Source organism: Microbacterium sp. K24, from assembly GCF_004794465.1.
In the GTDB taxonomy this organism is placed as follows: Bacteria; Actinomycetota; Actinomycetes; order Actinomycetales; family Microbacteriaceae; genus Microbacterium.
This window is the reverse complement of sequence record NZ_SSDJ01000093.1, coordinates 48,175-71,210: the sequence shown is the minus strand read 5'-3', so window position 1 is coordinate 71,210 and position 23,036 is coordinate 48,175. Positions and strand designations below refer to the sequence as shown.

20 protein-coding genes are annotated in these 23,036 nt (G+C 68.4%); 10 read left to right on the top strand and 10 right to left on the bottom strand.

All coding sequences use genetic code 11. The features are described from left to right. Nucleotides 1-11: 11 nt before the first annotated feature. From DW306_RS08325 to DW306_RS08305, 5 genes are read right to left on the bottom strand one after another with little or no spacing between them, the layout of a single operon-like run. Nucleotides 12-1,184, bottom strand: coding sequence for a glycosyltransferase family 4 protein (locus tag DW306_RS08325; protein ID WP_136055148.1), 1,173 nt, complete (start codon nt 1,182-1,184; stop codon nt 12-14). Continuing rightward, a complete protein-coding gene (locus DW306_RS08320) occupies nt 1,184-3,169 on the bottom strand; it encodes an N-acetyl sugar amidotransferase (protein ID WP_136055147.1) in 1,986 nt (661 codons plus the stop codon). The genes DW306_RS08325 and DW306_RS08320 overlap by 1 nt, the downstream gene beginning before the upstream one ends. After that, nucleotides 3,169-3,801, bottom strand: coding sequence for an imidazole glycerol phosphate synthase subunit HisH (hisH, locus tag DW306_RS08315; protein ID WP_136055146.1), 633 nt, complete (start codon nt 3,799-3,801; stop codon nt 3,169-3,171). The genes DW306_RS08320 and hisH overlap by 1 nt, the downstream gene beginning before the upstream one ends. Continuing rightward, nucleotides 3,798-4,907 (bottom strand): DegT/DnrJ/EryC1/StrS family aminotransferase, encoded by a 1,110-nt coding sequence (locus DW306_RS08310; protein WP_136055145.1) that lies wholly within the window; start codon nt 4,905-4,907, stop codon nt 3,798-3,800. The genes hisH and DW306_RS08310 overlap by 4 nt, the downstream gene beginning before the upstream one ends. Then, nucleotides 4,904-5,869 carry an NAD-dependent epimerase/dehydratase family protein gene (locus DW306_RS08305; RefSeq protein WP_136055144.1) on the bottom strand — a complete coding sequence of 322 codons (966 nt, stop codon included), beginning with the start codon at nt 5,867-5,869 and terminating at the stop codon, nt 4,904-4,906. The genes DW306_RS08310 and DW306_RS08305 overlap by 4 nt, the downstream gene beginning before the upstream one ends. 91 nt (nt 5,870-5,960) lie before the next feature. On the opposite strand from DW306_RS08305, the gene DW306_RS08300 reads away from it, so the two are divergent. The 7 genes from DW306_RS08300 (at nt 5,961) to DW306_RS08270 (ending at nt 13,777) form a co-directional block, all read left to right on the top strand. Beyond that, nucleotides 5,961-6,413, top strand: a complete 453-nt coding sequence (locus DW306_RS08300) for an acyltransferase (protein ID WP_240747115.1) — start codon at nt 5,961-5,963, stop codon at nt 6,411-6,413. Between the two features lie 53 nt (nt 6,414-6,466). After that, the gene (wecB, locus tag DW306_RS08295) at nt 6,467-7,534 is read left to right on the top strand and encodes a UDP-N-acetylglucosamine 2-epimerase (non-hydrolyzing) (protein ID WP_136055142.1); all 1,068 of its coding nucleotides are present in this window, start codon (nt 6,467-6,469) and stop codon (nt 7,532-7,534) included. Between the two features lie 99 nt (nt 7,535-7,633). Next, entirely contained in the window at nt 7,634-8,959 is a 1,326-nt protein-coding gene (locus tag DW306_RS08290; protein ID WP_136055141.1) for a nucleotide sugar dehydrogenase, read from the top strand. Continuing rightward, complete coding sequence (locus DW306_RS08285; RefSeq protein WP_342670844.1) at nt 8,887-11,046, top strand: acyltransferase family protein; 2,160 nt, start codon at nt 8,887-8,889, stop codon at nt 11,044-11,046. Before DW306_RS08290 ends, DW306_RS08285 begins: the two co-directional genes overlap by 73 nt. Nucleotides 11,047-11,077: 31 nt before the next feature. Next, entirely contained in the window at nt 11,078-12,214 is a 1,137-nt protein-coding gene (gene glf, locus DW306_RS08280) for a UDP-galactopyranose mutase (RefSeq protein WP_136055139.1), read from the top strand. Nucleotides 12,215-12,224: 10 nt separating this feature from the next. After that, nucleotides 12,225-13,043 carry an ABC transporter permease gene (locus tag DW306_RS08275; RefSeq protein ID WP_136055138.1) on the top strand — a complete coding sequence of 273 codons (819 nt, stop codon included), beginning with the start codon at nt 12,225-12,227 and terminating at the stop codon, nt 13,041-13,043. Beyond that, a complete protein-coding gene (locus DW306_RS08270; protein ID WP_136055137.1) occupies nt 13,043-13,777 on the top strand; it encodes an ABC transporter ATP-binding protein in 735 nt (244 codons plus the stop codon). The genes DW306_RS08275 and DW306_RS08270 overlap by 1 nt, the downstream gene beginning before the upstream one ends. Nucleotides 13,778-14,023: 246 nt before the next feature. Here the strand turns inward: DW306_RS08270 and DW306_RS08265 are convergent, their stop codons facing one another. From DW306_RS08265 to DW306_RS08255, 3 genes are read right to left on the bottom strand one after another with little or no spacing between them, the layout of a single operon-like run. Next, nucleotides 14,024-14,608 (bottom strand): hypothetical protein, encoded by a 585-nt coding sequence (locus tag DW306_RS08265; protein ID WP_240747120.1) that lies wholly within the window; start codon nt 14,606-14,608, stop codon nt 14,024-14,026. A gap of 2 nt (nt 14,609-14,610) precedes the next feature. Then, nucleotides 14,611-15,573 (bottom strand): glycosyltransferase, encoded by a 963-nt coding sequence (locus DW306_RS08260; RefSeq protein WP_136055135.1) that lies wholly within the window; start codon nt 15,571-15,573, stop codon nt 14,611-14,613. After that, nucleotides 15,570-17,480: a glycosyltransferase gene (locus DW306_RS08255; RefSeq protein ID WP_136055134.1), complete on the bottom strand. Its 1,911-nt coding sequence runs from the start codon at nt 17,478-17,480 to the stop codon at nt 15,570-15,572. The genes DW306_RS08260 and DW306_RS08255 overlap by 4 nt, the downstream gene beginning before the upstream one ends. A gap of 149 nt (nt 17,481-17,629) precedes the next feature. Here DW306_RS08255 and galE point away from each other — a divergent pair, with 149 nt between their 5' ends. Further along, complete coding sequence (gene galE, locus DW306_RS08250; RefSeq protein WP_136055133.1) at nt 17,630-18,619, top strand: UDP-glucose 4-epimerase GalE; 990 nt, start codon at nt 17,630-17,632, stop codon at nt 18,617-18,619. Between the two features lie 16 nt (nt 18,620-18,635). Here the strand turns inward: galE and DW306_RS08245 are convergent, their stop codons facing one another. Together DW306_RS08245 and DW306_RS08240 are read right to left on the bottom strand one after the other, a co-directional pair. Beyond that, nucleotides 18,636-19,934, bottom strand: a complete 1,299-nt coding sequence (locus tag DW306_RS08245; protein ID WP_136055132.1) for an O-antigen ligase family protein — start codon at nt 19,932-19,934, stop codon at nt 18,636-18,638. After that, nucleotides 19,931-21,346: an O-antigen ligase family protein gene (locus DW306_RS08240; RefSeq protein WP_136055131.1), complete on the bottom strand. Its 1,416-nt coding sequence runs from the start codon at nt 21,344-21,346 to the stop codon at nt 19,931-19,933. Before DW306_RS08240 ends, DW306_RS08245 begins: the two co-directional genes overlap by 4 nt. Before the next feature lie 69 nt (nt 21,347-21,415). Between DW306_RS08240 and manA the strand changes: the two genes are divergently transcribed. Together manA and DW306_RS08230 are read left to right on the top strand one after the other, a co-directional pair. Next, nucleotides 21,416-22,555 carry a mannose-6-phosphate isomerase, class I gene (gene manA / locus DW306_RS08235; RefSeq protein WP_136055130.1) on the top strand — a complete coding sequence of 380 codons (1,140 nt, stop codon included), beginning with the start codon at nt 21,416-21,418 and terminating at the stop codon, nt 22,553-22,555. 126 nt (nt 22,556-22,681) lie between these two features. Next, nucleotides 22,682-22,999: a WhiB family transcriptional regulator gene (locus DW306_RS08230; RefSeq protein WP_136055129.1), complete on the top strand. Its 318-nt coding sequence runs from the start codon at nt 22,682-22,684 to the stop codon at nt 22,997-22,999. The last annotated feature ends 37 nt before the right edge of the window (nt 23,000-23,036 follow it).

The following is a 23,036-nucleotide window of genomic DNA, read 5'->3' as shown; positions in this document are numbered from 1 at the left end:
CTCCCCGTGGTTCAGGCTTCGGCGATCGCGCGCGTCAGCGCTCTCGTGCTGGCCGAGGCGGAGGCATGGCGCATCGACCAGTCCCAGCCGTGGTCGGCCAGCTCCGACATCCGCTCGGGATGCGCGAGAAGATCGGACACCGCGTCGTGCAGCGTGTCGACGTCGGCGACCACCCACGCTCCCTCCGCGTCCTGGCCGAGATCGGGTTCGTCCGCGACGCGGGCGCTGGTGACGAGGACGCAGCGCCGCGCCATAGCCTCGACGCCGAACACTCCCGGCACCGAGGCGTAGAACTCGTTGAGGGCGATGTGCGCCTCGTCGAGCGCGGCGAGGACCTGTTCGTGCGGCACACCGATCAGTTCGCGGTATTCCACATGCGGGTGCGTCTGCGTGATCCGCGCCATCGTCTCGCGGACGGCATCCGTGCCCTTGAGGAGAGGATTGGAGGGCGCGTGCACGACGACGATGCGCTCGGGCGCATCGAACTTGGCGGTGGGAGCGGCGAACTGCTCGTCGGGGTAGAAGTAGAGGAAAGGGTGGGTGGGCCCCTCCAGGTACGAGAGCTGGTCGTTGCGGGCGTTGAAGATCGCCTCCGCGTGGCGTTCGGCCACCTGCGCGCGGGTCCGTCGTGCGTCGTCGTACTCCGGGGTGGCGAAAACCGGGTCGACGGTCACGAGGATCGAGCCGATGTTAGGGCGTCCGGTCTGCTCGGCGCGCTCCACGGAGAGCCGAGGGGAGCGGATGTCGTTACCGGTGAAGTAGCAGACGAGGCGCCGCTTGCGGCTGCGGATGAACGCGAACTCGAACTCCCGCTCGTCATGGTGTCCTTCGAGAAAGGCGCCGCCGCCGACGTAGATGAACCCTCGGGCGCGGTTGACCAGCCATGCGAGCAGGATCGGACCGCCGTACAGGCGTCGCCAGGTGGCGAGCCGGCCTCCGAATGCGGTCGACGACGTCTGGATCACCGCGTCGTACGCCACCGTGTAGAAGGGGTTGCGAGCGTGGATCGCCGTATAGCTGTTCGGCAGCGCCTCAGCGATGTGGGTCGCCATGAGGGCGATGTCCTCCGGCCCGACCACCCAGTCGACGCGTCGGGTGAACAGCGCGAACGGTCTGAAGACCCATGACAGGGTGCGCAGCAGAGCCTTCTGCCGGCGGAAGACCACGGACGTGCTGTCGCTCATCACTTCTTCCGTCGGGGGATGCAGAACTTCACGTAGAAGCTCTTCGGCACGCGGTCGAGCTTCCACATGAGCCAGAAGAACGGCCGGAGCAGCTCGAAGCGGCGCTTGTAGGTCGGGTAGTCCGTGTAGTCCTTCTTCGGCATCGTCATGATGTGCTCGAAGCCGGCGTCGTCGAACCCGATGCGCTTCTTCACCATCGCGATCAGCTCAGGGTCGCCGTGCCGCGGCTCGATGAACTGCGCGGCGGCGAGCCTGCGGTCCATCTGCCCCGAGCGCACGAGTGCTGAGAGCTCGATCTGCCGGAAGTTGATCCCGAAGCGGGTGGGCAGGAAGTACGTGTGGTAGAACGCCGTGAAGCGGTTCTCCAGGTGGTGTCCTCCGTACCACTGCCAGCCGTACTCGTCGGCCAGGAAGCGCTTGGCGTCTTCCTTGTTGTAGTCGATCCAGTAGAGCGGACGCGTGCGCTGGATGCGGCTGAACGCCGACCACTTGACGAAGTTCGTGAAGTCGAGGTTCGGGTAGGTCTTCATCGGCAGCCGGCCGAAGAGCCTGTGCACGCCCTTGATGTAGCCGCCGTCCATGTAGAGCCAGCCCATGGGGGAGATGCCCTCGGTGCGGAACGAGTGGCCCTCGACGATGTGGCGGATGCCGTGCTTCTCGGCCGCCCGGTAGAGGACGCCCATGAAGCCGATGTCGGTCGGCGCCTCGATGTCCTTGACGCCGGCCAGCATGAACGAGCGGTAGATGTCGTCGTACTCCGCGTTGTCGACGACGTAGGTCTCGAGGTCGACGCCGAGCTTGTCGAGCACGGCGAAGATGTTCGACGTCGCGGTGGGGGAGTTCCACGTGTTGTCGAAGTGCACGGCCAGCGGGCGCACGCCCTTCTTGACGAGCAGGTGCGCGAGGTAGGACGAATCGGTTCCACCGCTCACCCCCATGATGCAGTCGTACTTCTTTCCGCGACCGGCGGCCTTGAGCTCGGCCACGAACTTGTCGAGCGCCTTCTCGCTCTCGAGCCCGATCGGGTACTGCTTGTCGAGCGAGTCGTGCAGGTGGCAGTAGTAGCAGATGCCGTCGGCGTCGAAGGCCGCTCCGGGAACGTCGGAGGTGATGATGCATCGGCGGCACACGTCCGGCGAGCTCAGGAATTCATCGGATGTCGCCGCGTCGAGGTCCAGCCCGAAATGCTGCGCGGCGATGGGTTCGCCTCGTCCGTCGAAGAGGTGACCGAAGAGAGCGTCGATCTGCGGCCTCGTCGGATAGTTGATGAGCACGCTCTCGCGCCCGGACTGCATGACGAAGGCCGTGCCCGCGGCGACGGCCGAGGCGCCGGCATGCTCGATCGGAGCGACCAGGTCGCCGCGTCCGCCGACGCCGCCGTGAGCGATCACCGGCACGGTCGCCGTCGCCGCCACCGTGCGGACGAGCTCGAGGTCGATGCCCTCACGCGTGCCCTCGTGATCGATGTTCGTCACGAGGATCTCGCCGACTCCGATGTCCGTGGCGAGCGCGACCCATTCGTCGACCGTGAAGGGGGCGGCATCCGCGCCTCCGCCGGTGTGGACGACGTACCCGTCTTCGCTGCCGCGCACGTCGAGGCTCGCGACGATCGCCTGCGAGCCGAGGGCTCGGACCATCTCGCGCACATCGTCCGGACGCGTCACCAGAGCGGTGTTCACGATGATCTTCTCGAAGCCGGCGGCGATGATCGCCTGCGCCTGTTCCGCCGTCTCGACTCCGCCTCCGTAGGCGAGCGGGATGAAGGCCTCGGTCGCGATCCTGCTCAGCAGCGCCATCGGCGCCGGCACGCGGCTTCTCGCCGCGCCGATGTCGAGGATCACCAGCTCGTCGACCTCGAGGTCGTTGAAGATGCTGATGACGTTGACCGGGTCGCCCACGTATCGAGGATCATCGAAGGACTTGGTCTTCACGAGGCGCTCGCCCTCCAGGAGGAGGACGGGGATCAGCCGGGGATAGACGTGCATCAGACCTCCGCCACCGCGAACTCGCCGAGGAGCGTCAGTCCGTAGCGGTGGCTCTTCTCGGGGTGGAACTGGATGCCGATCACGTTGTCGCGCTCGACCGACGACGCATAGCGCTCGCCGTATTCCGTCCAGGTGAGGACGTCGGCTTCGGCGTCGGGCGTGACGGCGTACGAGTGGACGAAGTAGAACCGTCCGCCGTTTCCGAGCGAGGGCGCGAGACGCGACTGCTTCGCCGCCACGGCCGCGCTCCACCCCATGTGCGGCACGAGGAGGCGCGAGCCGTCGACCTCGTCGGGAAAGCGGTGCGCGCGCCCGGGGATGAGGCCGAGTCCCGGGCGTTCGCCCTCGTCGCTGCCGTCCATGATCAGCTGCATGCCGAGGCACACACCGGCGAGCGGCGTGTGCTTCTCGCGGGCGGCGATGACGACGGCGTCGCCGAGACCGCTCTCGGTGAGACGGTCGACGGCGTGGTCGAAGGAGCCGACGCCGGGGAGGATGATGCGCGCGGCATCGAGAACCGCCTGCGGGTCGCTGGTCACCTCGGAGGAGCGGCCGACCTTGGCCAGCGCGTTGCGCAGCGAGCCGAGGTTCCCTACGCCGTAGTCGACGATCGTGACGTCGGGACCGGTCATCGCGCGCTCTCCGCGATGCTCAGACGCAGTGCGTCGGCGATCGCGTCCATGTCGTCCTCCGTCAGCTGGGGGTACAGCGGGAGGGTGAGCGCCTGGTGGTGGGCGCGGGTCGTGTGGGGGAGCGCGTCATCGGGGATGCCGAACCGCTCGCGGAAGTACGGCTGCAGGTGCATGCCGTACGTGCCGAGCGTCGTCTCGATGTCGCGGCTGCGCATGCGACGGATGACCTCGTCCCGGTCGATGTCGTCGTCCAGCAGGACCACGTACGACTGGAAGGTGTGGGCGGTGCCCGCCGGCTCCGTCGGGACCTGTACGCCGTCGATGCCGGAGACGCGGCTCGTCAGCTCGGAAGCCGCACGCCGCCGACCGGAGACGATCTCGTCGATGCGGGTCATCTGAGCGAGCCCGATTGCGGCATGGACGTCGCTGAGACGGTAGTTGAAGCCCGCCTCTACGAACTCCATGAAGAGCTCGCCGCGGACGGCGCCGTGCGCGCGCAGGACGGCGATGCGTGCGGCGAGTTCGTCGTCATCGGTCGTGATCATGCCGCCCTCGGCGGTCGTGATGATCTTTCGCGGGTGGAACGAGTAGACCCCGGCAGTGCCGAGGGTGCCCGCGTGACGACCGTCGTAGGTGCCGCCCAGTGCGCAGGCCGCGTCTTCGAGGACCGGCAGTCCGTGGCGCGCCGCCACCGCGTTGATCGCGTCCATGTCGGCGCAGAGGCCGAACGCGTGGACCGGCATGATCGCGCGGGTGCGCTCGGTGACGGCGGCGTCGAGCAGTGCGGGGTCGAGGTTGAACGTCGACTCGTCGATGTCGACGAACACCGGCGTCGCGCCCTGCTGGATCACGGCGTTCGCGGTCGCCGGGAAACTGAATCCCGGGATCACGACCTCGTCTCCGGGCTTCACGCCCAGCGCGACGAGCGCGAGGTGCAGACCCGTCGTCGCGGAACTGACGGCCGCCGCGTGGCGGGCAGAGGTGAATCCGCGGACGGCTTCCTCGAACGCCGCGGTCTTCGCGCCCTGCGTGAGGTATCCGGACTCGATGACCTCACGCACCGCGTCGACCTCGGGGGCGCCGGTGAGCGGGATGTTGAGCCTCATGACAGGACCGAGGTGTACCAGTCGACGGTCTGGCCGAGGGCGTCGTCGGTGAGCCGCGGCGACTGGTGCCCCAGGAGGGATTCGAGCTTCGACACGTCGGCGAGGTGGCGACGCACGTCGCCCGGACGCTCCTCCGTGTGGATGACGGGGTGGTCGGGGCGGCCCATCAGGCCGAGGATCCGCGAGACGAGCTCGTTGACGGAGGTCTCGACGCCCGTGGCGAGATTCAGCACCTTGCCGCGGCACTCGTCGGAGTCGTGCACCTGGGCGATGAGGTCGGCGCTGTCCTTCACGAAGATGAAGTCACGGGTCTGCTCGCCGTCGCCGAAGATCTCGATCGGCACGCCGTCGAGCACGCGGCGCACGATGATCGGCACGATTCCCGCGTACGAGCCGGGGTTCTGGCGCGGACCGATGTTGTTGAACGGCCGGATGACGGTGGCGTCGATCCCGAACGTCTGCACGTACGACTCGATGATGTGGTCGGCGGCGGACTTGCTCGCCGCGTACGGCGTGATCGCGTCGTGCGGGTGTCCCTCGTCCATGGGGATGTAGCGGGCCGAGCCGTACGCCTCGGAACTGGACACGTGGATCAGGCGCTCGACGAGTCCGCGGCGGGCGATCTCGCAGAAGGTGGTGGCGATGCCGACATTGGTCTGCACCGTCCACGCCGGGTAGGTGAGCGACGTCGGCAGGGGGATGACGGCGAGATCGAAGACGGTGTCGATCTCGTGCGTCGTCACGACATCCTGCATCGCCGCGAGGTCGGACGCGTCGAGCCGGATGATGTCGATGTCCGGCCGGGCGGCCTGGGCGGCGGTGAGGTTCTCCATGCTGCCGAGGAAGAAGTTGTCGACGACGGTGATCCGTCGCGGCTCGTCGCGGATGAGCCGGTCGACGAGGTGGCTCCCGATGAACCCGGCTCCGCCGGTGATCAGGATGGATTTTTCACGCACAGACATGGATTTCGAGTTCTCTCGTTATCGAGCTCCCGTGGCAGCACGGAAGCGGGCAGACTGCTAAGTATCATATGGGATGGAGGTGCGCCGAACCGTGAGAGAGCCCGCAGAGTCGCCGATCCCGGAGGTCCCGGAGTGGCATGCGATCGCCGCCAACAGATTCAACCCGCACGCCTGGATCGTCGGTGACCCCGACATCGGCGACGACGTCTGGATCGGCGCCTTCACCGTCATCGACGGCAGCGGCGGACTCGTGATCGGAGACGGGTGCGACATCTCGGCCGGCGCGCAGATCTACACGCACTCCACGGTGGAGCGGTGCGTGAGCGAACGCGCCCGTGACATCCAGCGGTCGGCGAGCCGCATCGGAGGCTACGTGCACATCGGCGCGAACGCCGTGGTGCTCATGGGGGCGGACATCGGCCACCACAGCGTCGTCGCGGCCGGTGCCGTCGTCACCGAGAACACGACCGCGCCGCCCTACAGCGTGCTGCGCGGCGTCCCTGCGCGCGTCTTCCCCGACGCCGCACGCCGCTTCGCGGACTGATCGGCGATCGGGTCGCCGTCGCTGCCTGTCGCGCGGCCCTAGGCTGGGTTACCGTGAAGATCGTCAGCGTCGTCGGCGCCCGCCCACAGTTCGTCAAGCTCGCCCCGATCGACCACGCCGCCAGGGCGGCCGGCGTCGATCACGTCATCGTCCACACCGGTCAGCACTACGACCCCATGCTCTCGGACGTGTTCTTCGACGACCTGGGCATCTCGAAACCGGATGTGCACCTCGGCGTCGGCAGCGGATCGCACGGTGTTCAGACCGGGTCGATGCTCGCCGCCCTCGATGCCGTGTTCGACGAGCACCGCCCCGACTGGGTCCTCGTGTACGGCGACACCAACTCCACCGTCGCGGCCGCGCTGAGTGCGGTGAAGATGCACATTCCGGTCGCCCATCTGGAAGCCGGACTCCGGAGCTTCAATCGACGGATGCCGGAAGAGCACAACCGTGTGCTCACCGACCACGCGGCCGATCTGCTGCTCGCACCGACAGAGGTCGCGGTCGAGCACCTCGCACACGAGGGCCTGAGCGCTCGGACCGTGCTCGTCGGCGACGTCATGACCGACGTGCTGTTCCAGGTGCGCGATCAGGTGGCGGGCACGCCGTCACCGCTGATCGACGAGCTCGGGCTGGAGCCGGGAGGGTTCTACGTGGCGACGATCCACCGCCCGGACAACACCGACGATCCCTCGCGTCTGGCGGAGATCGCCGCGGGTCTCGCCGATCTCGGCAAGCCCGTTGTCCTTCTCGCCCACCCGCGTGTGGTCGCGAGGGCCGCCGCTCACGGCATCGCGCTCACCCAGGGCTCCCTCATCGCACACGCGCCTCTGGCCTATCCGGATCTCATCGCCGCCGTCGTGTCGAGCGCGGGCGTCGTCACCGACTCCGGGGGTCTGCAGAAGGAGGCGTTCCTGCTGCGCGTGCCCTGCACGACGGTGCGGACCGAGACCGAGTGGGTCGAGACCGTGCAGCTCGGCTGGAACGTGCTGGTCCACACCGCGCAGGAGATCGCGGCCGGTGTGACGCGGGAGAAGCCGACGGACACCGACGAGGCTCCTTATGGAGACGGACATGCTGCGGCACGGGTGATCGCCGTCCTGACCGGCGACAGCCGCTGAACGCACACTGCGCGCAGGCGAGGAGAACAGCCGACGCGCGGGGCCGCTGAAGCGTCGCAGCGCGGAGCCGGCCTCCCCGCCCGCCATAGAATATTGCTCATGCGTATCGCCGTCGTGGCCCTCGGAAAGATCGGCCTCCCCCTTGCTCTGCAGTTCGCCGACCGCGGGCACGAGGTGATCGGGGTCGACGTGAACCCGGCGCTCGTCGACGCCGTCAACAGCGGAGTGGAGCCGTTCCCGGGCGAGGCGCAGCTGCAGGAGAAGCTCACCGCGGCGCTCGCGGCCGGACGTCTGCGCGCGACCACCGATTACGCCGAGGCGATCCCGTCGGCCGAGGCGGTCGTCGTCGTCGTGCCGCTCTTCGTCAACGAGGAGACGGCGGAGCCCGAGTTCGGCTGGATGGATCAGGCCACGACCTCTCTCGCGGAGCACCTCAGCCCCGGCACGCTCGTGTCCTACGAGACCACCCTGCCGGTGGGCGTCACCCGCGGACGGTGGAAGCCGCTGCTCGAACAGGTGTCGGGTCTCACCGAGGGTGAAGATTTCCACGTCGTGTTCTCTCCGGAGCGCGTCTACTCCGGTCGCATCTTCGCCGATCTGCGCAAGTATCCGAAGCTGGTCGGCGCCCTCTCCGACGAGGGTGCGCGCCGCGCTGTCGACTTCTACGAGGCGGTTCTCGAGTTCGACGATCGCCCGGACCTCGTGCGGGCCAACGGCGTCTGGGATCTGGGCAGTGCGGAGGCCGCAGAGATGGCCAAGCTCGCCGAGACCACCTACCGCGATGTGAACATCGGCCTGGCGAACGAGTTCGCGCTCTTCGCCGGAGCCAACGGCATCGACGTCTACCAGGTGATCGAGGCCTGCAACTCGCAGGTCTTCAGCCACATCCACCGGCCGGGCATCGCCGTCGGCGGACACTGCATCCCGGTGTACCCGAAGCTCTACCTGTCGACCGACCCTGGCGCCGACATCGTGCGCACCGCCCGTCGCGTCAACGAGTCCATGCCGGAGCGTCTCGTCGCCCAGGCGGAGGGCATCCTCGGTTCGATGGCCGGACTGCGCGCCGTCGTCCTCGGCGCGAGCTATCGCGGAGGTGTCAAGGAGACGGCCTTCTCCGGCGTCTTCCCGACGGTGGCCGCCCTCGAGAAGCGCGGTGCTGCGGTGCAGGTGCACGATCCCCTGTACAGCGACGACGAGCTGCGGCGGCTGGGTTTCGAGCCCTACACCCTGGGTGATGACATCGACATCGCGATCCTGCAGACCGACCACGCGGCCTACCGGGAGCTCGAGCCGTCGCAGCTCCCGGGCATCAGGCTGCTCGTCGACGGACGCGCAGCCACGGATGCCGCGCGCTGGGCGGGCACACCTCGCATCGTCGTCGGGACCGCCGTCGAGCTGATGGCCGCAGCAGGAGCACCGAGCTGACGCGCAGGCGCCCCGCGTCTGGTCGGAGCACCGCATTCCGCCCCGACATCCAGGCGCTCCGTGCGATCGCGATCGGCGCGGTGGTGCTCAACCACCTCTGGCCGACGCACCTCACCGGCGGTTACGTCGGCGTCGATGTCTTCTTCGTGATCTCGGGCTTCCTGATCACGAGCCATCTCGTCCGCGAGGCCTCAGCCACGGGGCGCATCGCGCTCGCGTCGTTCTACGCGCGACGTGTGCGCAGGCTGCTTCCCGCGGCTCTCCTCGTGCTGGTCGTCAGCGCGATCGGCACGCTGCTCCTGCTTCCGTATCCGCGCTGGTCACGCGCCGGAGCGGAGATCATGGCGAGCGCCGGGTACGTCGAGAACTGGTACCTGAGCGCCATGTCGGTGAACTACTCGGCGATCAACGACCAGGCGACGGTCGCTCAGCATTATTGGTCGCTCTCCGTGGAAGAGCAGTTCTACCTGCTCTGGCCTCTGCTGCTGATCGCAGCATCCTGGTGGGCGGCGCGGCGCTCCGCACGGCCTCGGGTCGTCGCCGTCGTGGTGCTGAGCGTGCTCGTGGCGGTCTCCCTCACGGCGAGCGTGGTCGCCACGACGCTCATCCCGAGCCCGGCGTACTTCGCGACCTACACGCGGGCGTGGGAGTTCGGGATCGGCGGTCTGCTCGCCCTGACGGCGACACGTCGCCTGCCGAAGGCGGGGGCCGATGTGCTCGCCCTCGCGGGCTTCGTGATGATCGCTGTCGCGGCCGTGCTCTTCGGGCCGACGACACCTTTCCCCGGATATGCGGCGCTCCTGCCCGTGCTCGGCACGGCAGCCGTGATCCTCGCCGGGACCGGACGGGAGCGCCTCTGGCATACCACCGTCACCGGCATCCGTCCCGTGCAATGGATCGGCGACGTCTCGTACTCGCTCTATCTCTGGCACTGGCCCCTGATCGTGCTCGTGCCGTTCCTGATCGGGGCGGCGACGTCGACCGCCATGAAGATCGGCATCCTGGCCGTCTCCGTGCTGCTGGCGTGGGCGACGGCCCGCTTCATCGAGCGCCCCGGTCAGCGATGGAAGCTCCTCACCGTGTCGCCGCGCCGCACGCTCTTCGCGATGCTGGGCGGGGTAGCCGCGGTCGCCGTGATCGGAGGCGGGCTCGTGGTCGCGGGCAGGGCCGTGTCGGCGGCGGATGTCCCGCCGGTCAGCGTGACTCTCCAGGAGTGCGTGGGCCCGCAGGCGATGGATCCGGGGGCGGAATGCGCGGATCGGTTCGGTCCGGCGGCGGACGTCGTCATGGGGCCGGGCAACGCGTACTTCGCGGTACCGGACGAATGCAGCGCGGATCCCGGGCTGCTGCCCTTCGGGGACACGACGGCGACCGTGGTCTGCGACTTCAGCGGGGGAGACCCCGACGCGCCGTCGGTCTGGCTCGTCGGCGACTCCCACGCCCAGCAGTGGCAGGGGGCGGTGTTCGACCTCGCCCGTGCGCAGGGGTGGACCGTGACGACGTCGTTCGGCGGAGGGTGCCCGGTGATCGATGCGCCGTTCGTCGGCTTCCGTGAACCGGCGAGCGCGGCCGAGCGGGACAGATGCCAGGAGTGGTCGACCGCGGTGCAGGCCGCGGTGGTCGCGGCGACGCCCGACGTCGTGCTCACGTCGTCGGCGGGCAGGGTGCAGCTCGTGGACGACGGCTCCGACCGCCCGCAATCCGACCAGTTCGCGGACGGCCTCCAGCGCACGTGGCGCTCGTGGGCGGATGCCGGCGTCACGGTGATCGCCCTCGGCGGCGTGCCGTTCAACGGCGAGGTGCGCTCGCCGGACTGTCTGCTCATCAACGCCCGCAACCCGCTGGCCTGCGCCGTTCCCATCGCCGAGGCGCAGCCGGAGGACCCGTACCTTCGGGCGGCCGCCGCGGCCGCGGACCCGGCGATCCGCTCCTTCGACGCCGGGCCCTACTTCTGCGATGAGACGCAGTGCTACGCCGCGATCGGCGGCACGGCGGTGTACTACGACGCGGATCATCTGAACCTGGACTTCGTCCGCCGTTTCGCGCCGATGCTGGCCGATGTCATCGGCGCCGTCCCCCGGGACTGAGCTCCCAGGTACACGCCGATACGATTGCCGTATGGATCTTCTCGTCGTCGGGTCGGGTTTCTTCGGCCTCACCATCGCGGAGCGCGCAGCAGAAGCGGGCCGCAAAGTCACCGTCATCGACCGTCGCCATCACATCGGCGGCAACGCCTACAGCGAGGCGGAGTCCGAGACCGGGATCGAGGTCCACCGCTACGGCGCCCACCTCTTCCACACGTCGAACCCGACCGTGTGGGAGTACGTGAACCGCTTCACGACCTTCACGAACTACGTCCACCGGGTGTACACCACCCACAAGGGCACCGTCTTCCCGATGCCGGTGAACCTCGGCACGATCAACCAGTTCTTCCAGTCCGCCTACACCCCCGACCAGGCGCGTGCGCTGGTCAAGGAGCAGGCGGGGGAGTTCGACGTCAAGACCGCGGCGAACTTCGAGGAGAAGGGCATCGCGCTCGTCGGGCGTCCGCTGTTCGAGGCGTTCTTCCGCGACTACACCGCGAAGCAGTGGCAGACCGACCCCCACAAGCTCTCCGGAGACATCATCAGCCGGCTCCCCGTGCGCTACACGTACGACAACCGGTACTTCAACGACACATGGGAGGGGCTGCCCACCGACGGCTACACCGCGTGGATCGAGCGGATGGCGGATCACCCCAACATCGACGTCAAGCTGAACGTCGACTACTTCGACGAGTCGCAGCCCCTGAGCAGGAAGGCGACCGTCGGCCAGGTGCCCGTCGTGTACACCGGCCCCGTCGATCGCTACTTCGACTACGCCGAAGGAGCGCTCAGCTGGCGCACCCTCGACTTCGAGCAGGAAGTCCTGAACACCTCCGACTTCCAGGGCACACCGGTCATGAACTACCCCGACATGGATGTTCCCTACACGCGCATCCATGAATTCAAGCACTTCCACCCGGAGCGCAAAGAGGTCTTCGCGCAGGACAAGACCGTCATCATGCGCGAGTTCTCGCGTTTCGCGAACCGCGAGGACGAGCCGTATTACCCGGTGAACACCCCGACCGACCGCGAGGGCCTGCTGGCCTACCGCGAGCTGGCCAAGGGCGAGCAGGACGTGCACTTCGGCGGCCGCCTCGGCACGTACCAGTACCTCGACATGCACATGGCCATCGGCTCGGCGCTGTCGATGTGGAACAACGAGCTCGCCTAGAATCGGCACTGTGAGTCACGCTGCTGTCGGGGCGCCCGGGACGCCCCGGCGCTATCTGCATTCGCTGTGGCTGCTGTCCGCCCGCGACCTCAAGGTCCGGTATGCGACCAGCATGCTGGGCTACGTCTGGTCGGTGCTCGACCCGCTGGTGATGAGCCTGATCTACTGGTTCGTCTTCACGCAGGTGTTCCACCGCGACGTGGGCGAGGAGCCCTACATCGTGTTCCTCATCAGCGCCCTGCTGCCGTGGGTCTGGTTCAACTCGTCCGTCGGCGACTTCACGCGCGCCTTCAAGAAGGATGCCCGTCTCGTGCGTTCGACGGCGATCCCCCGGTCGATCTGGGTGAACCGCATCGTGCTGAGCAAGGGGATCGAGTACCTCTTCTCCCTGCCCGTGCTCGTGCTCTTCATCCTCATCAGCCTGTTCATGGAGACGGACCCGAGCAATACGGTGCAGATCGGCTGGGGCGTGCTGTGGATGCCGGTGGCGATGCTGCTGCAGACGATCCTGCTCGTCGGGCTGGGTCTGCTGGTCGCGCCGCTATGCGTCATGTACGTCGACCTCGAGCGGACGACGGCGCTGATCCTGCGCGCGATGTTCTATGCGACGCCGATCATCTACAACGTCACCGACCTGCCGGGCATCGCGCAGACGCTGGGCGCATTCAATCCGCTCGCCGGGATCTTCATGCTCTACCGGATGGCGTTCTTCCCGGACCAGTGGAACCTGTTCACGCTGGTGATCAGCGTCGTGATGAGTCTGGCGATCCTCGCGCTCGGGATGTGGACCTTCCGGCGACTCGAGCGCCCTGTGCTGAAGGAGCTGTGATGGCTGCAGCGATCGATGTCCGGGGACTGGGAGTCCATTTCCGCCGGAACAGGCGGGGCAACCGCACCTTCAAGGATCTGTTCGCCGGCGCATCCCGACGGTCGCGCCCGGGGGAGTTCTGGGCGCTGCGCAACGTCTCCTTCACCGTGCAGCCCGGCGAGTCGATCGGCGTCGTCGGTCGCAACGGGCAGGGCAAGTCGACGCTGCTCCGCCTGGTCGCGAAGGTGTTGCTGGCCGATGAAGGAACCGTCGAGGTCAACGGCGGGGTCGCGCCTCTGATCGAGATCACCGGCGGCTTCGTCGGCGACCTGACGGTGCGGGAGAACGTGCGCCTCACCGCAGGCCTCCATGGAATGTCGCGCGACGAGGTCTCGCGCCGTTACGACGGCATCATCGCCTTCGCCGAGCTGGCCGGCTTCGAGGAGACGCCGTACAAGCACCTCTCCAACGGCATGAAGGTGCGCCTCGCGTTCTCGGTCGTCTCGCAGCTCGACGAGCCGATCCTGCTCGTCGACGAGGTGCTCGCCGTGGGCGACAAGGCCTTCCGTGAGAAGTGCTACGCGCGCATCGACGAGCTGCTCGCCGAGGGGCGCACGCTGTTCTTCGTGAGCCACAACGAGCGCGACCTCCGCCGATTCTGCGCCCGCGGCCTCTACCTCGACAAGGGCGAGCTCGTTCTCGACGCCCCGATCGCCGAGGTCCTCGAGCGCTACAACGCCGACTACAACATCTAGACGGTCCTGTAACGTTCCGCCGTGTCGCGACACTTCCTGGTGAGGGGAGCCGTCGGCTCCGAGGACGCGGGCAAGGAGGTCGGTGTGGCGGGATCGATCAGAAGGCGCGCAGCGGCGATCATGGTACTGATGATCGTTGCCTCGATGGTGCCTGGCTGCGGGATGCCGCGTGAGGAGAGCGACCGCGTTGGAGGGGCTGTCGCCGCAACGACGCCGGTCGACCGGCGTCGTGATCCCGGGCCGGCCTCAGAGCCCGATGAGGCTCCGCAGGTTCTCGGCAGCCGTCCGGGCGGCTCCCGCCGCACTGGCGGTCGAACCACCCGACGACACAGCGGAATCGAGCTCGGTCAGCCGCTGCGAGTAGGTCGAGAGCCCATCGCTCCACGCCTGCGCGATCGACGACGGCGCCGGCGAGTCGGACAGACGCTGCGCGTCCTGCTGCAGGCTGTCGACGACTGCGGCCGCATCCTCTCCGCTCATGTCGCCGACGAGGCCGAGAAGGCGGGTCGCATCATCGAGCGAAGGACCGACTTTGCCGCGGAAAGCCTCGATGGTCGGGTCGGTCGCCGGCGGGGGCGTGGTGATCGGCGTCTGCGTCGGCTCCGGCGTCGCCGTGGGTGTCGGTGTCGGTGTCGCGCTCGGCGACGCCGAGGGTGAAGGCGAGGGGGTCTCCTCGGGAGAGGCATCGCCCCGCGGCAGGAAGAGGAAGAGCAGCACGCCCACGATGGCGAGGGCCGCGACGGAGAGGCCGACGATCAGCCAGATGCGTCCGGTCCGCTTCGGCGCGGGTTCCAGCGGTGCCCATCGGAGTTCCGGCTGCTGCTCATCCATCGTCATGCCTCCAGGGGCTTCATCGGCTGCCAGGTGCGGTCGCGGCCGGCCTTCCCGCCGTCACGGATGCCGCGGAAGAGGTTGCTCGTGCCGCGCACCGTCCGCTCGACGAACACGAGCCGGATCAGTTCCTTCGCGAAGGTCGCCGCGGTGCCCAGCCCGAACAGGACCGGGTTGTACACGCCGTGCACGCGGTAGTACTGCTTGATGAAACCGCGGTTGCGCATGATGTAGTACCGGTATGCGTTGCTCGACGCGTTCATGTGGCGGATGCCCATGTCCCACTGCTTGATCTCGCGGGTGCGTCGCAGCACGAACTCGTCCACGATGACGGCCGTCGTCCGCCGCGAGGCGAGCCAGCCGTACATCTGGTCGTCCCAGTAGATGAAGAACCGCGGATCCGGGAGGCCGATCTGCGTCACGATCGAACGGTGGATGAACATGCCCTCGAAGCATCCGCTGTTCATCTCCTTGAATCCGGATCCGTCGAATCCGGACGGCGCGAACGGGATCGGGATGCCCATGCGCTCGGCGATGCGGTACTGCCAGTAGAACTCGCTGCCGTCGTAGTCGAAGCGGCGGCCCTGGATGCTCTTGAAGCGGGGCGCCCATTTGCCCATCTTCGCGAGGCCGTCGGTGAGGACCTCGACGTCGTCGTCCATCATCCAGATCCATTCGGATCCGAGCTCGTACGCGGTGCGCATGCCCTCGCTGAAACCGCCGGATCCGCCCGTGTTGGTCTCGAGGCGGCGATAGACGATCTCGGTGCCGATGCCCTCGCGGAACGATTCGACGACGTCGGTGGTGTCGTCGGCCGAGGCGTTGTCGATGATCACGACGTGACCGGGCTTCGGGTCCATCGCCGTGATGCTGGTCAGCAGTCCTGCGAGCAGGTGCGAGCGGTTGAAGGTGACGATGACGATCGTCGCGGCCGTGGGGTCGAATGCAGCGGGCGCCGCGGTCATGCCTTCTCCTCGAAGATCTGCTGCCAGGACTGGGGTGAGACGAGCTCCGGGAGCGCATCGCGGTACTGCTTCTGCAGCTGCGGCCACCGGCGGCGCAGCTCGGAGTGCAGTCGGATGCTCTCGCGGAGCATCCGACGGTACTGGCGGCGGTCGCGCGTGTAGATGTTCTTGCCGGACCCGTCCGCCGTGCTCACGAGCGCGCTGTCGAACGAGGGAACGCGCCACCACAGCGCATCCTCCTTGCCGAACTCGACCTCGGGCTGCGCGACGTTGGAGGGATGCGGACGGTGGAGCCAGTGCGAGACGAGGGTGCGCAGCGTGAACACGCGCAGCCTGATGCCCGTCGGGTTGTCCAGATCGTTCTTCGAGAGCTGCTGGAACACGCGGCGTCCGCGGCGGGAATGCAGCACGGTCGACGGGTCGCGGTGCACGACCGTCTCGGGGTACTCGGGCGCGAGCGCGCGAGCGGCGGGCATCGCCGTCGCGAGGTTGCGTTTCATATGGTCGGGGCCGGACAGCACATCGCGCAGTGCGCGGGCGCGGAGCGCCACAGGGTAGTACTGCATCATCATCAGATGCTTGAGGTCGACGCGCCTGCTGTGCTTCAGGAGGCGTCCGCCGCGCGGTGCGTTCGAGTGGAGGAGTCCCGCGACGATCCGGTTGCGCGCGTGGAAGTAGGCCTGCCAGTCGATCGTGTCGTCCTTGTTGACCCATGAGACGTGCCACAGCGCGACACCGGGCATCGACACCGTCGGGAACCCGGCCTCGCCGGCGCGCAGGCAGAACTCCGCATCGTCCCACTTGATGAAGGCCGGGAGGGCGAGACCCACCTCGCGGATCACGTCGAGCGGGATCAGGCACATCCACCAGCCGTTGTAATCGGCGTCCATCCGGATGTGGAGAAGGGTCGACTGGCGCAGGTTCGACACGCCGAAGTCGTGCGGCATCTTCTCCTGGTACAGGTTGCGCCACATGAACGGGCCCTCGTCGACCACCTCGGCCCAGCCGTGGAGCTTGGGCCGGTCGAGCAGGTCGAACATATGGCCGCCGACGAGCACCGGCGTGGTCGCGTACTGCCCGAACACGATCGAGCGACGTAGGGACTCCGGCTCGAGCCGCACGTCGTCGTCGAGCAGCTGCACGAAATCGCTCTCCGGACGCTGCAGGGTCTCGTGCATCGCGCGGGCGAATCCGCCGGAGCCGCCGAGGTTCTCCTGACGGATGAGCTGCAGCGTCTCTCCGAGGCTCTCGGAGACCTCGTCGAAGCCCTCCTGCTCGGAGACGAGCTGCGAGCCCTGGTCGACGAGGAAGATGCGGTCGACGAACTCGAGCGCGTCCGGCGAGGCCGCGAGGGCGCGCAGCGTCTCGACGCAGTAGTCCGGCTTGTTGTAGGTGGTGATGCCGAGCGACGCCTTGCCCTCCCGGGCCGGCTCCTGCTCGGTCGTCCACTCCGCACCCTCGAGCACGGCCGGCTTCTCGTCGGCGACGATGTCGAACCAGATCCAGCCGCCGTCGCTGTACTGGGTGAGCTCGAGGTCGAACGTCGTCGTCGCGTCGCCCGTCACCTCACGGGTCGCGACGCGCTGGCGGATGCCGGAGCCGTTGGAGCGGTAGACGAGGATCGTCGCGGGTCCGGTCGTGCGGACGGTGAGCCGGACGTCTCGGACGCTGGTCCAGTGCTGCCAGTAGGAGGCAGGGAAGGCGTTGAAGTACGTGCCGAGCGACACGCGTCGCCCGGCGACGATGCGCGCACGATGACGACCGAGGATGTTGCCCAGGTGCGCCCGGTTCGACACGCGGACGGGTTCGTTCTCGATGACCGACCACGTCTCGGGGTCGGCGTAGAGGGGAAGGAGATCGGGGTCGCGATCAAGTGGGAAGACGACGTTCTGAAGGACGTGGGCCACAGGGAAGTTCTCCGATGTTGGTGCCGCAGACCGCTGTCGCAGGACAGCGCGCGACTCGACGAGCAGTGAGTAGCCTACCGTCCGCCGCCTTCGAATCTGCGGAGAGCGCCCTCCAGGAAGCGCGCACCCGGCTGGCTAGACTGGGCGCGATGAAGGTATTGATCACCGGCGGCGCCGGCTACATCGGGTCCACTGTCGCGACGGCATGCATCGAGGCCGGCATCGAGGTCGTGATCCTCGATGACCTCTCCACGGGCCTGCGTGCTTTCGGCGAGGGTCGCAACCTCTACGAGGGCGACATCGCCGACGCGGCGCTGCTGGATCGCCTGCTGGCGGATCATCCCGACATCGATGCCGTCGTGCACTGCGCCGCTCGCGCGGTCGTGCCGGAGTCGGTCGCCGACCCGCTCGGCTACTACGACACCAACGTCGGCAAGACCGTGCTCCTGCTGCAGCGCCTCCGCGACGCCGGGATCGCCCGCATCGTGTTCAGCTCATCCGCGTCGGTGTACGAGGGGGAGAGCGGCGAGGGGGTCGACGAGAACGGCGTCCTGGCGCCGTCGAGCCCGTACGCGACGACCAAGGCGATGGTCGAGCAGATCCTGCACGACGCCGCGCTCGCGGGCGACTTCCGCGCGATCGCGCTCCGCTACTTCAACCCGATCGGCGCCGATCCGCAGCTGCGTACCGGCCAGCAGAACCCCGCGCCCTCGCACGCCCTCGGCAAGATCATGCAGGCGCGCGCTGCAGGCGAGCCCTTCACGATCACGGGCACGGACTGGGCGACCCGCGACGGCTCGGGTCTTCGGGACTACATCCACGTCTGGGATCTCGCGCTCGCGCACGTCGCAGCCGTCTTGAAGTTCGACGAAGTGGCCACCGAGGAGCAGCCCTACCAGGTGATCAACCTGGGCACCGGCGACGGCGTGACCGTCCGCGAGCTGGTCGCCGCTTTCGAGCGGGTGACCGGAGAGCCGCTGCCCGTTATCGAGGCCGGTCGCCGGCCCGGCGATCAGGCCGGAGCCTTCGCGATCGTGGATCACGCCGCCGACGTGCTGGACTGGCGCGCGGAGCGCTCGGTCGACGACGGTGTGCGCGACGCCATCGCCTGGGGCGAGAAGCTGAGCGCCCTGCGCTGACCTCGGCCCTGCCGGCTCAGAGCTGCGGACGCAGCGTCGGGATCGCGCCCGTGTGCGCGGCGTCGATGTTCTCGCGCCAGGAGCGGGACTGGCCGGCCCGCAACGCGCAGAGCACGAGCATGAACCAGCCGGCGCCGACGAGGGTGAAGCTCTCGAACATCGAGTCGACCGCGAGGGTGACCAGTGTGATCGGCGTCCACGCGTAGACGACCGATCGGCGGGCGCTCGCCACCAGCCAGGAGCGGATCAGGGCCACGCCGCCGAGGAGCAGGAACAGCACGAGACCGGCGGCGCCGAGCTGGAGCAGCACGTCGAAGAAGGCGTTCAGCGCGCTCTGGTGACGGTCGTCGAGCTGGAAGTTGATGTAGGTGAACGGGTACTCGCCGCGCGCCCAGTCCCCGAACCAGCCCCAGCCCTGGATCGGCTTGACGGCGACGAAGTCGAGGATCGTGTTCCAGAGCGTCGCACGAATCGAGAAGTCGGAGCCCGCGTCGAGCAGGGCGATGATCTGGTGACGCAGCGCGAACGCCACGGTGAGCGCGAGCGCGACGAGGATGCCGAGCGCCCACTGCACCAGACTCCGTCGCTGCGGGGAGGCGTGGCGCACGATCGTGAGCGCGACGGTCACGATGCCGACCGCGACCGCGAGCACGAGCACGGTCGGCGAGGACGACAGGAAGGCGAGCGAGCCGGCCAGGGCGACCGACGCGACGGCGAGCGGAGGATTCACCGACTGCGTGCGCCACTCGATCACGAACGTGATCAGCGCGATGACGGCGATGAAACCGAGCATGTTGCGGCTGCCGAACAACCCTTGGACGGGACCGCCGGCCGCGAGATTGCCCTGGATGCCGAGGAAGGCGAACGGCACGTCGAGCAGGATGCCCGACAGGATCTCCACGCCGAGTGAGACGGCGAGCAGCCCGCGCAGCGTGTCGCCGATCGCGCGCACGGTCTGCAGGGTGTCGCGGATATGGCCGACGGTGAGCGCCAGGAACGCGTAGCCGAACAGCGAGAGCCAGCCGAAGACCGTGTCGGAGCGGTCCGTGGTCCACACGAGACTCACCAGCGCCCAGCAGAGGAAGGCGAACAGCGACGTCGGTGCGATGCGCAACGGGGACAGCTCTTCCCGGCGCACCCAGAGGATCGCCCCGCCGAGCACGCACAGCACGGTGATGATGGCGGCGAGGGTGACGGCCGACGTCATCTGCTGGATCGCGAAGGACCCGAACACGGCCGTGAGCGCGGCGAGGGTGAACGCCCTGGCCATCTCGACGGACCCGAGGAGGCGCACCATCGGGCGGACCGGGGTCACGGCACCCGCCGCTGGCGTGCGCCGCGTTCGAACAGGAGGTCGCGCTCGCCCACGCCCACCAGGGGCACCGACTTGAGCTTGAACGACAGCAGGACGAGGAGCATCCATCCCCAGAGCATGATCGGCGTCGACTCGGACAGGCCCTGCACGAGCAGCACGACCGTGAACAGGATCGGCAGGAGGGTGAGCGGCGAGAAGGGACGCGCGGCCTCGAGGTCCCAGCGCGGTCGATCGACGGCGAAGAACCACGAGCGCCAGAGGAGGCTGATGTAGGCGAGGGCCATCAGGACGACACCCAGCACGCCGAGCTGCAGAAGCACGTCGAGCCACATGTTGTGCGCGTGGAAGACCGTGATGCCGTGGTCGGTGATCCAGCCGTCGAACGCGGGGTCGGTCGGGATCCACGGGCTCGAGAAGCCGTTGCCGAAGAGCGGATGCTCTCCGGCACGCTCGAGCACCTTGCTCCAGATCCGGTCGGAGCGGCCGGTGAGGTCGGAGCTGCGGCCGAGGATCGCGAGCAGCGGCTCGCGGAGCAGCCAGACCGCGACGACTCCGATCACCGTCGTCCCGATCGCGACCACGTAGATGCGGGTGCGAGCCCCCGGCGTCGACGCCCGGCGCATGAGCAGTGCGACGACGAGCACGACGGCGGCGGCCGCGGCGCAGACGAGGGCGGTCGCCGACGAGGTGCGGAAGAGGAAGTATGCCGCGAGCAGCGCCCAGAGGGCGAGCGTGGTGCGCCAGCGCGCACGCGCGGCGAAGAGCACTCCGAAGGTGATGATCGCGAAGAGCGAGATGATCGCCAGCAGGTTGGCGTTCCCGACGATGCCCTGGATCCGCCCGCCGTCGAACAGGTTGTCGCGCACCCAGTACCACTGCGGATCGATCTCGCCGTCCGGCAACGTCACGAAGTTGGGCAGCAGCGGCCCGTGGATCACGAGGGAGACCCAGAGTTCGAGCGCCAGCGAGAGCCCGAGGATCCACTTGAAGGCCGACGACAGGGCGCGGACGATCTCGTGCCAGGTGAGCACGTGGGCGATGAAGAGGCCGTTCACCGTGACCGCGGCGAGCAGCACCCAGGTGAGCACCGTCGGTCCTCGCCATTGCGACCAGGCGACCGAGATCAGGGCGAGGGTCGTGTAGCCGAGCGCCGCCCAGGGGAGGCGTCGCCAGCGGAACGCCTGCGGCCGGTTGCGCGCGAGCTGCGGGATGCCGATGGCGAGGGTCGCGAGCGTGAAGAGGCCGAGCAGCGCTCCGGCGCCGACGATGCCGAGCAGGTTGTAGACCGCCGAGTGCGCGAACGTGACGAACAGCACGAGGATGACGTAGGCGCGCAGCATCAGGTGCCCCGTCGCCTCGCGCTCCGGCGCGGTGGGCGGGGGCGCCACGGGATGCTTGGTGTACTGAGCCATCGCGTTCAGGCTACCGCGCCGCGCTTCCGGCGTCCCTGAGCGTCGCCGTGCGCCTCTACGCTGGGATTCATGCTGCTCAGCCTCACCAATGCGCCCCGCGATTACGCCTGGGGATCCGACACCCTGCTCGCCGAGCTGGAGGGCCGCACGCCCACCGGGGCTCCCGAGGCGGAGGTCTGGTTCGGAGACCATCCCGGTGATCCGGCGGACGTCGACGGCGGCGGCACCCTCGACCAGGTCACCGGCGGCGCGCTGCCCTACCTGCTGAAGCTTCTCGCGGCCGGCCGACCGCTCTCGATCCAGGTGCATCCGACGGTCGCACAGGCGCGCGACGGGTGGACGCGAGAGGGCGGCCTCTCGGTCGACGACCCCCAGCGCAACTATCGCGACGACAACCACAAGCCGGAGCTCATCGTCGCCCTGAGCGAGACGTTCGAGTCGCTCAGCGGTCTGCGTCCGGTGTCGGACACTCTCGATCTGCTCACCGCGCTCGGCGAGAGCGCGGGCGTGACCGCGCTGCGCGAACGGCTCGGCGTCGAGGGCGACGCCCTGCGCGACGTGATCGCCTGGCTGCTCGGCGGCGACGCGCAGACGGAGGTCGACGACATCATCGCGGCGGTCGAGGCCGCAGCGACGACGGCGGACGCGGGGGAGTGGGCTCCCGCGATCCGCGCGATCGCCGGCGTCGCGAAGCACTATCCGGGGGATCCCGGCGTCGTGGTCGCGCTGCTGATGAACCATGTGGTCCTGCGTCGCGGCGAGGGCGTGTTCCTGCGGGCGGGTCTGCTGCACGCCTACCTCGCGGGCCTCGGCGTCGAGATCATGGCGGCGAGCGACAACGTGCTCCGCGGCGGGCTGACCCCGAAGCGCATCGATGTGCCCGAACTGCTGTCGATCCTCGACACGACCCCGGGCGAGGTGCCGGTGCTCCGTCCGTCGGGTGACGGCGCGATCACGGCGTATCCGGTGCCGGTGCCGGACTTCTCCCTCGAGAGGATCGCGCTCGACGGCGTCGCCGTCACGCGGCCGGTCTCCGGGCCGACGATGGTGCTGGCGACCGCGGGCGAGGTCTCCGTCGCGGCTGCGGGCGGAGAGCCACGGCCGGTCGCCGTGGGCGCCGTGGCGTTCGTCACGCCCGACGAGGAGACGATCACGCTGTCCGGCACGGGCGAGGCCTTCGTCGCCGCGCCGGGCGCGACACGCCGATGAGCCGCCAAGAACTTTAAACAGCGGCTTGAGGGTTTACGATCCGCGACTTGACCGGAGCGAATGACACGGGTGTAATTAGTCATGAGCACGGCCCGCCGGGGGGCGGAGACAGGGTTGGAGATCGAGATGAGCGGATACCGTTCCGACGTACCGGAGAACTGGTTCGTCGATCCGATCAACCTCGGGGTCCCCGGGGTTCGGAAGCCGAACGCCGATGACGACAACGCCCTCGCATGGCAGAGCGATGCGCTCTGCTCGCAGACCGATCCCGAGGCCTTCTTCCCGGAGAAGGGCGGCTCGACCCGAGACGCGAAGCGCATCTGCACCACGTGCGATGTCCGGGGCGAATGCCTCGAGTACGCGCTCAACAACGACGAGCGCTTCGGAATCTGGGGCGGCCTCTCCGAGCGCGAGCGCCGCAAGCTCAAGCGCCGCGCGAGCTGACGCTCTCCTCGCGCCGAGCGGCCCGCTTCGCGGGCGC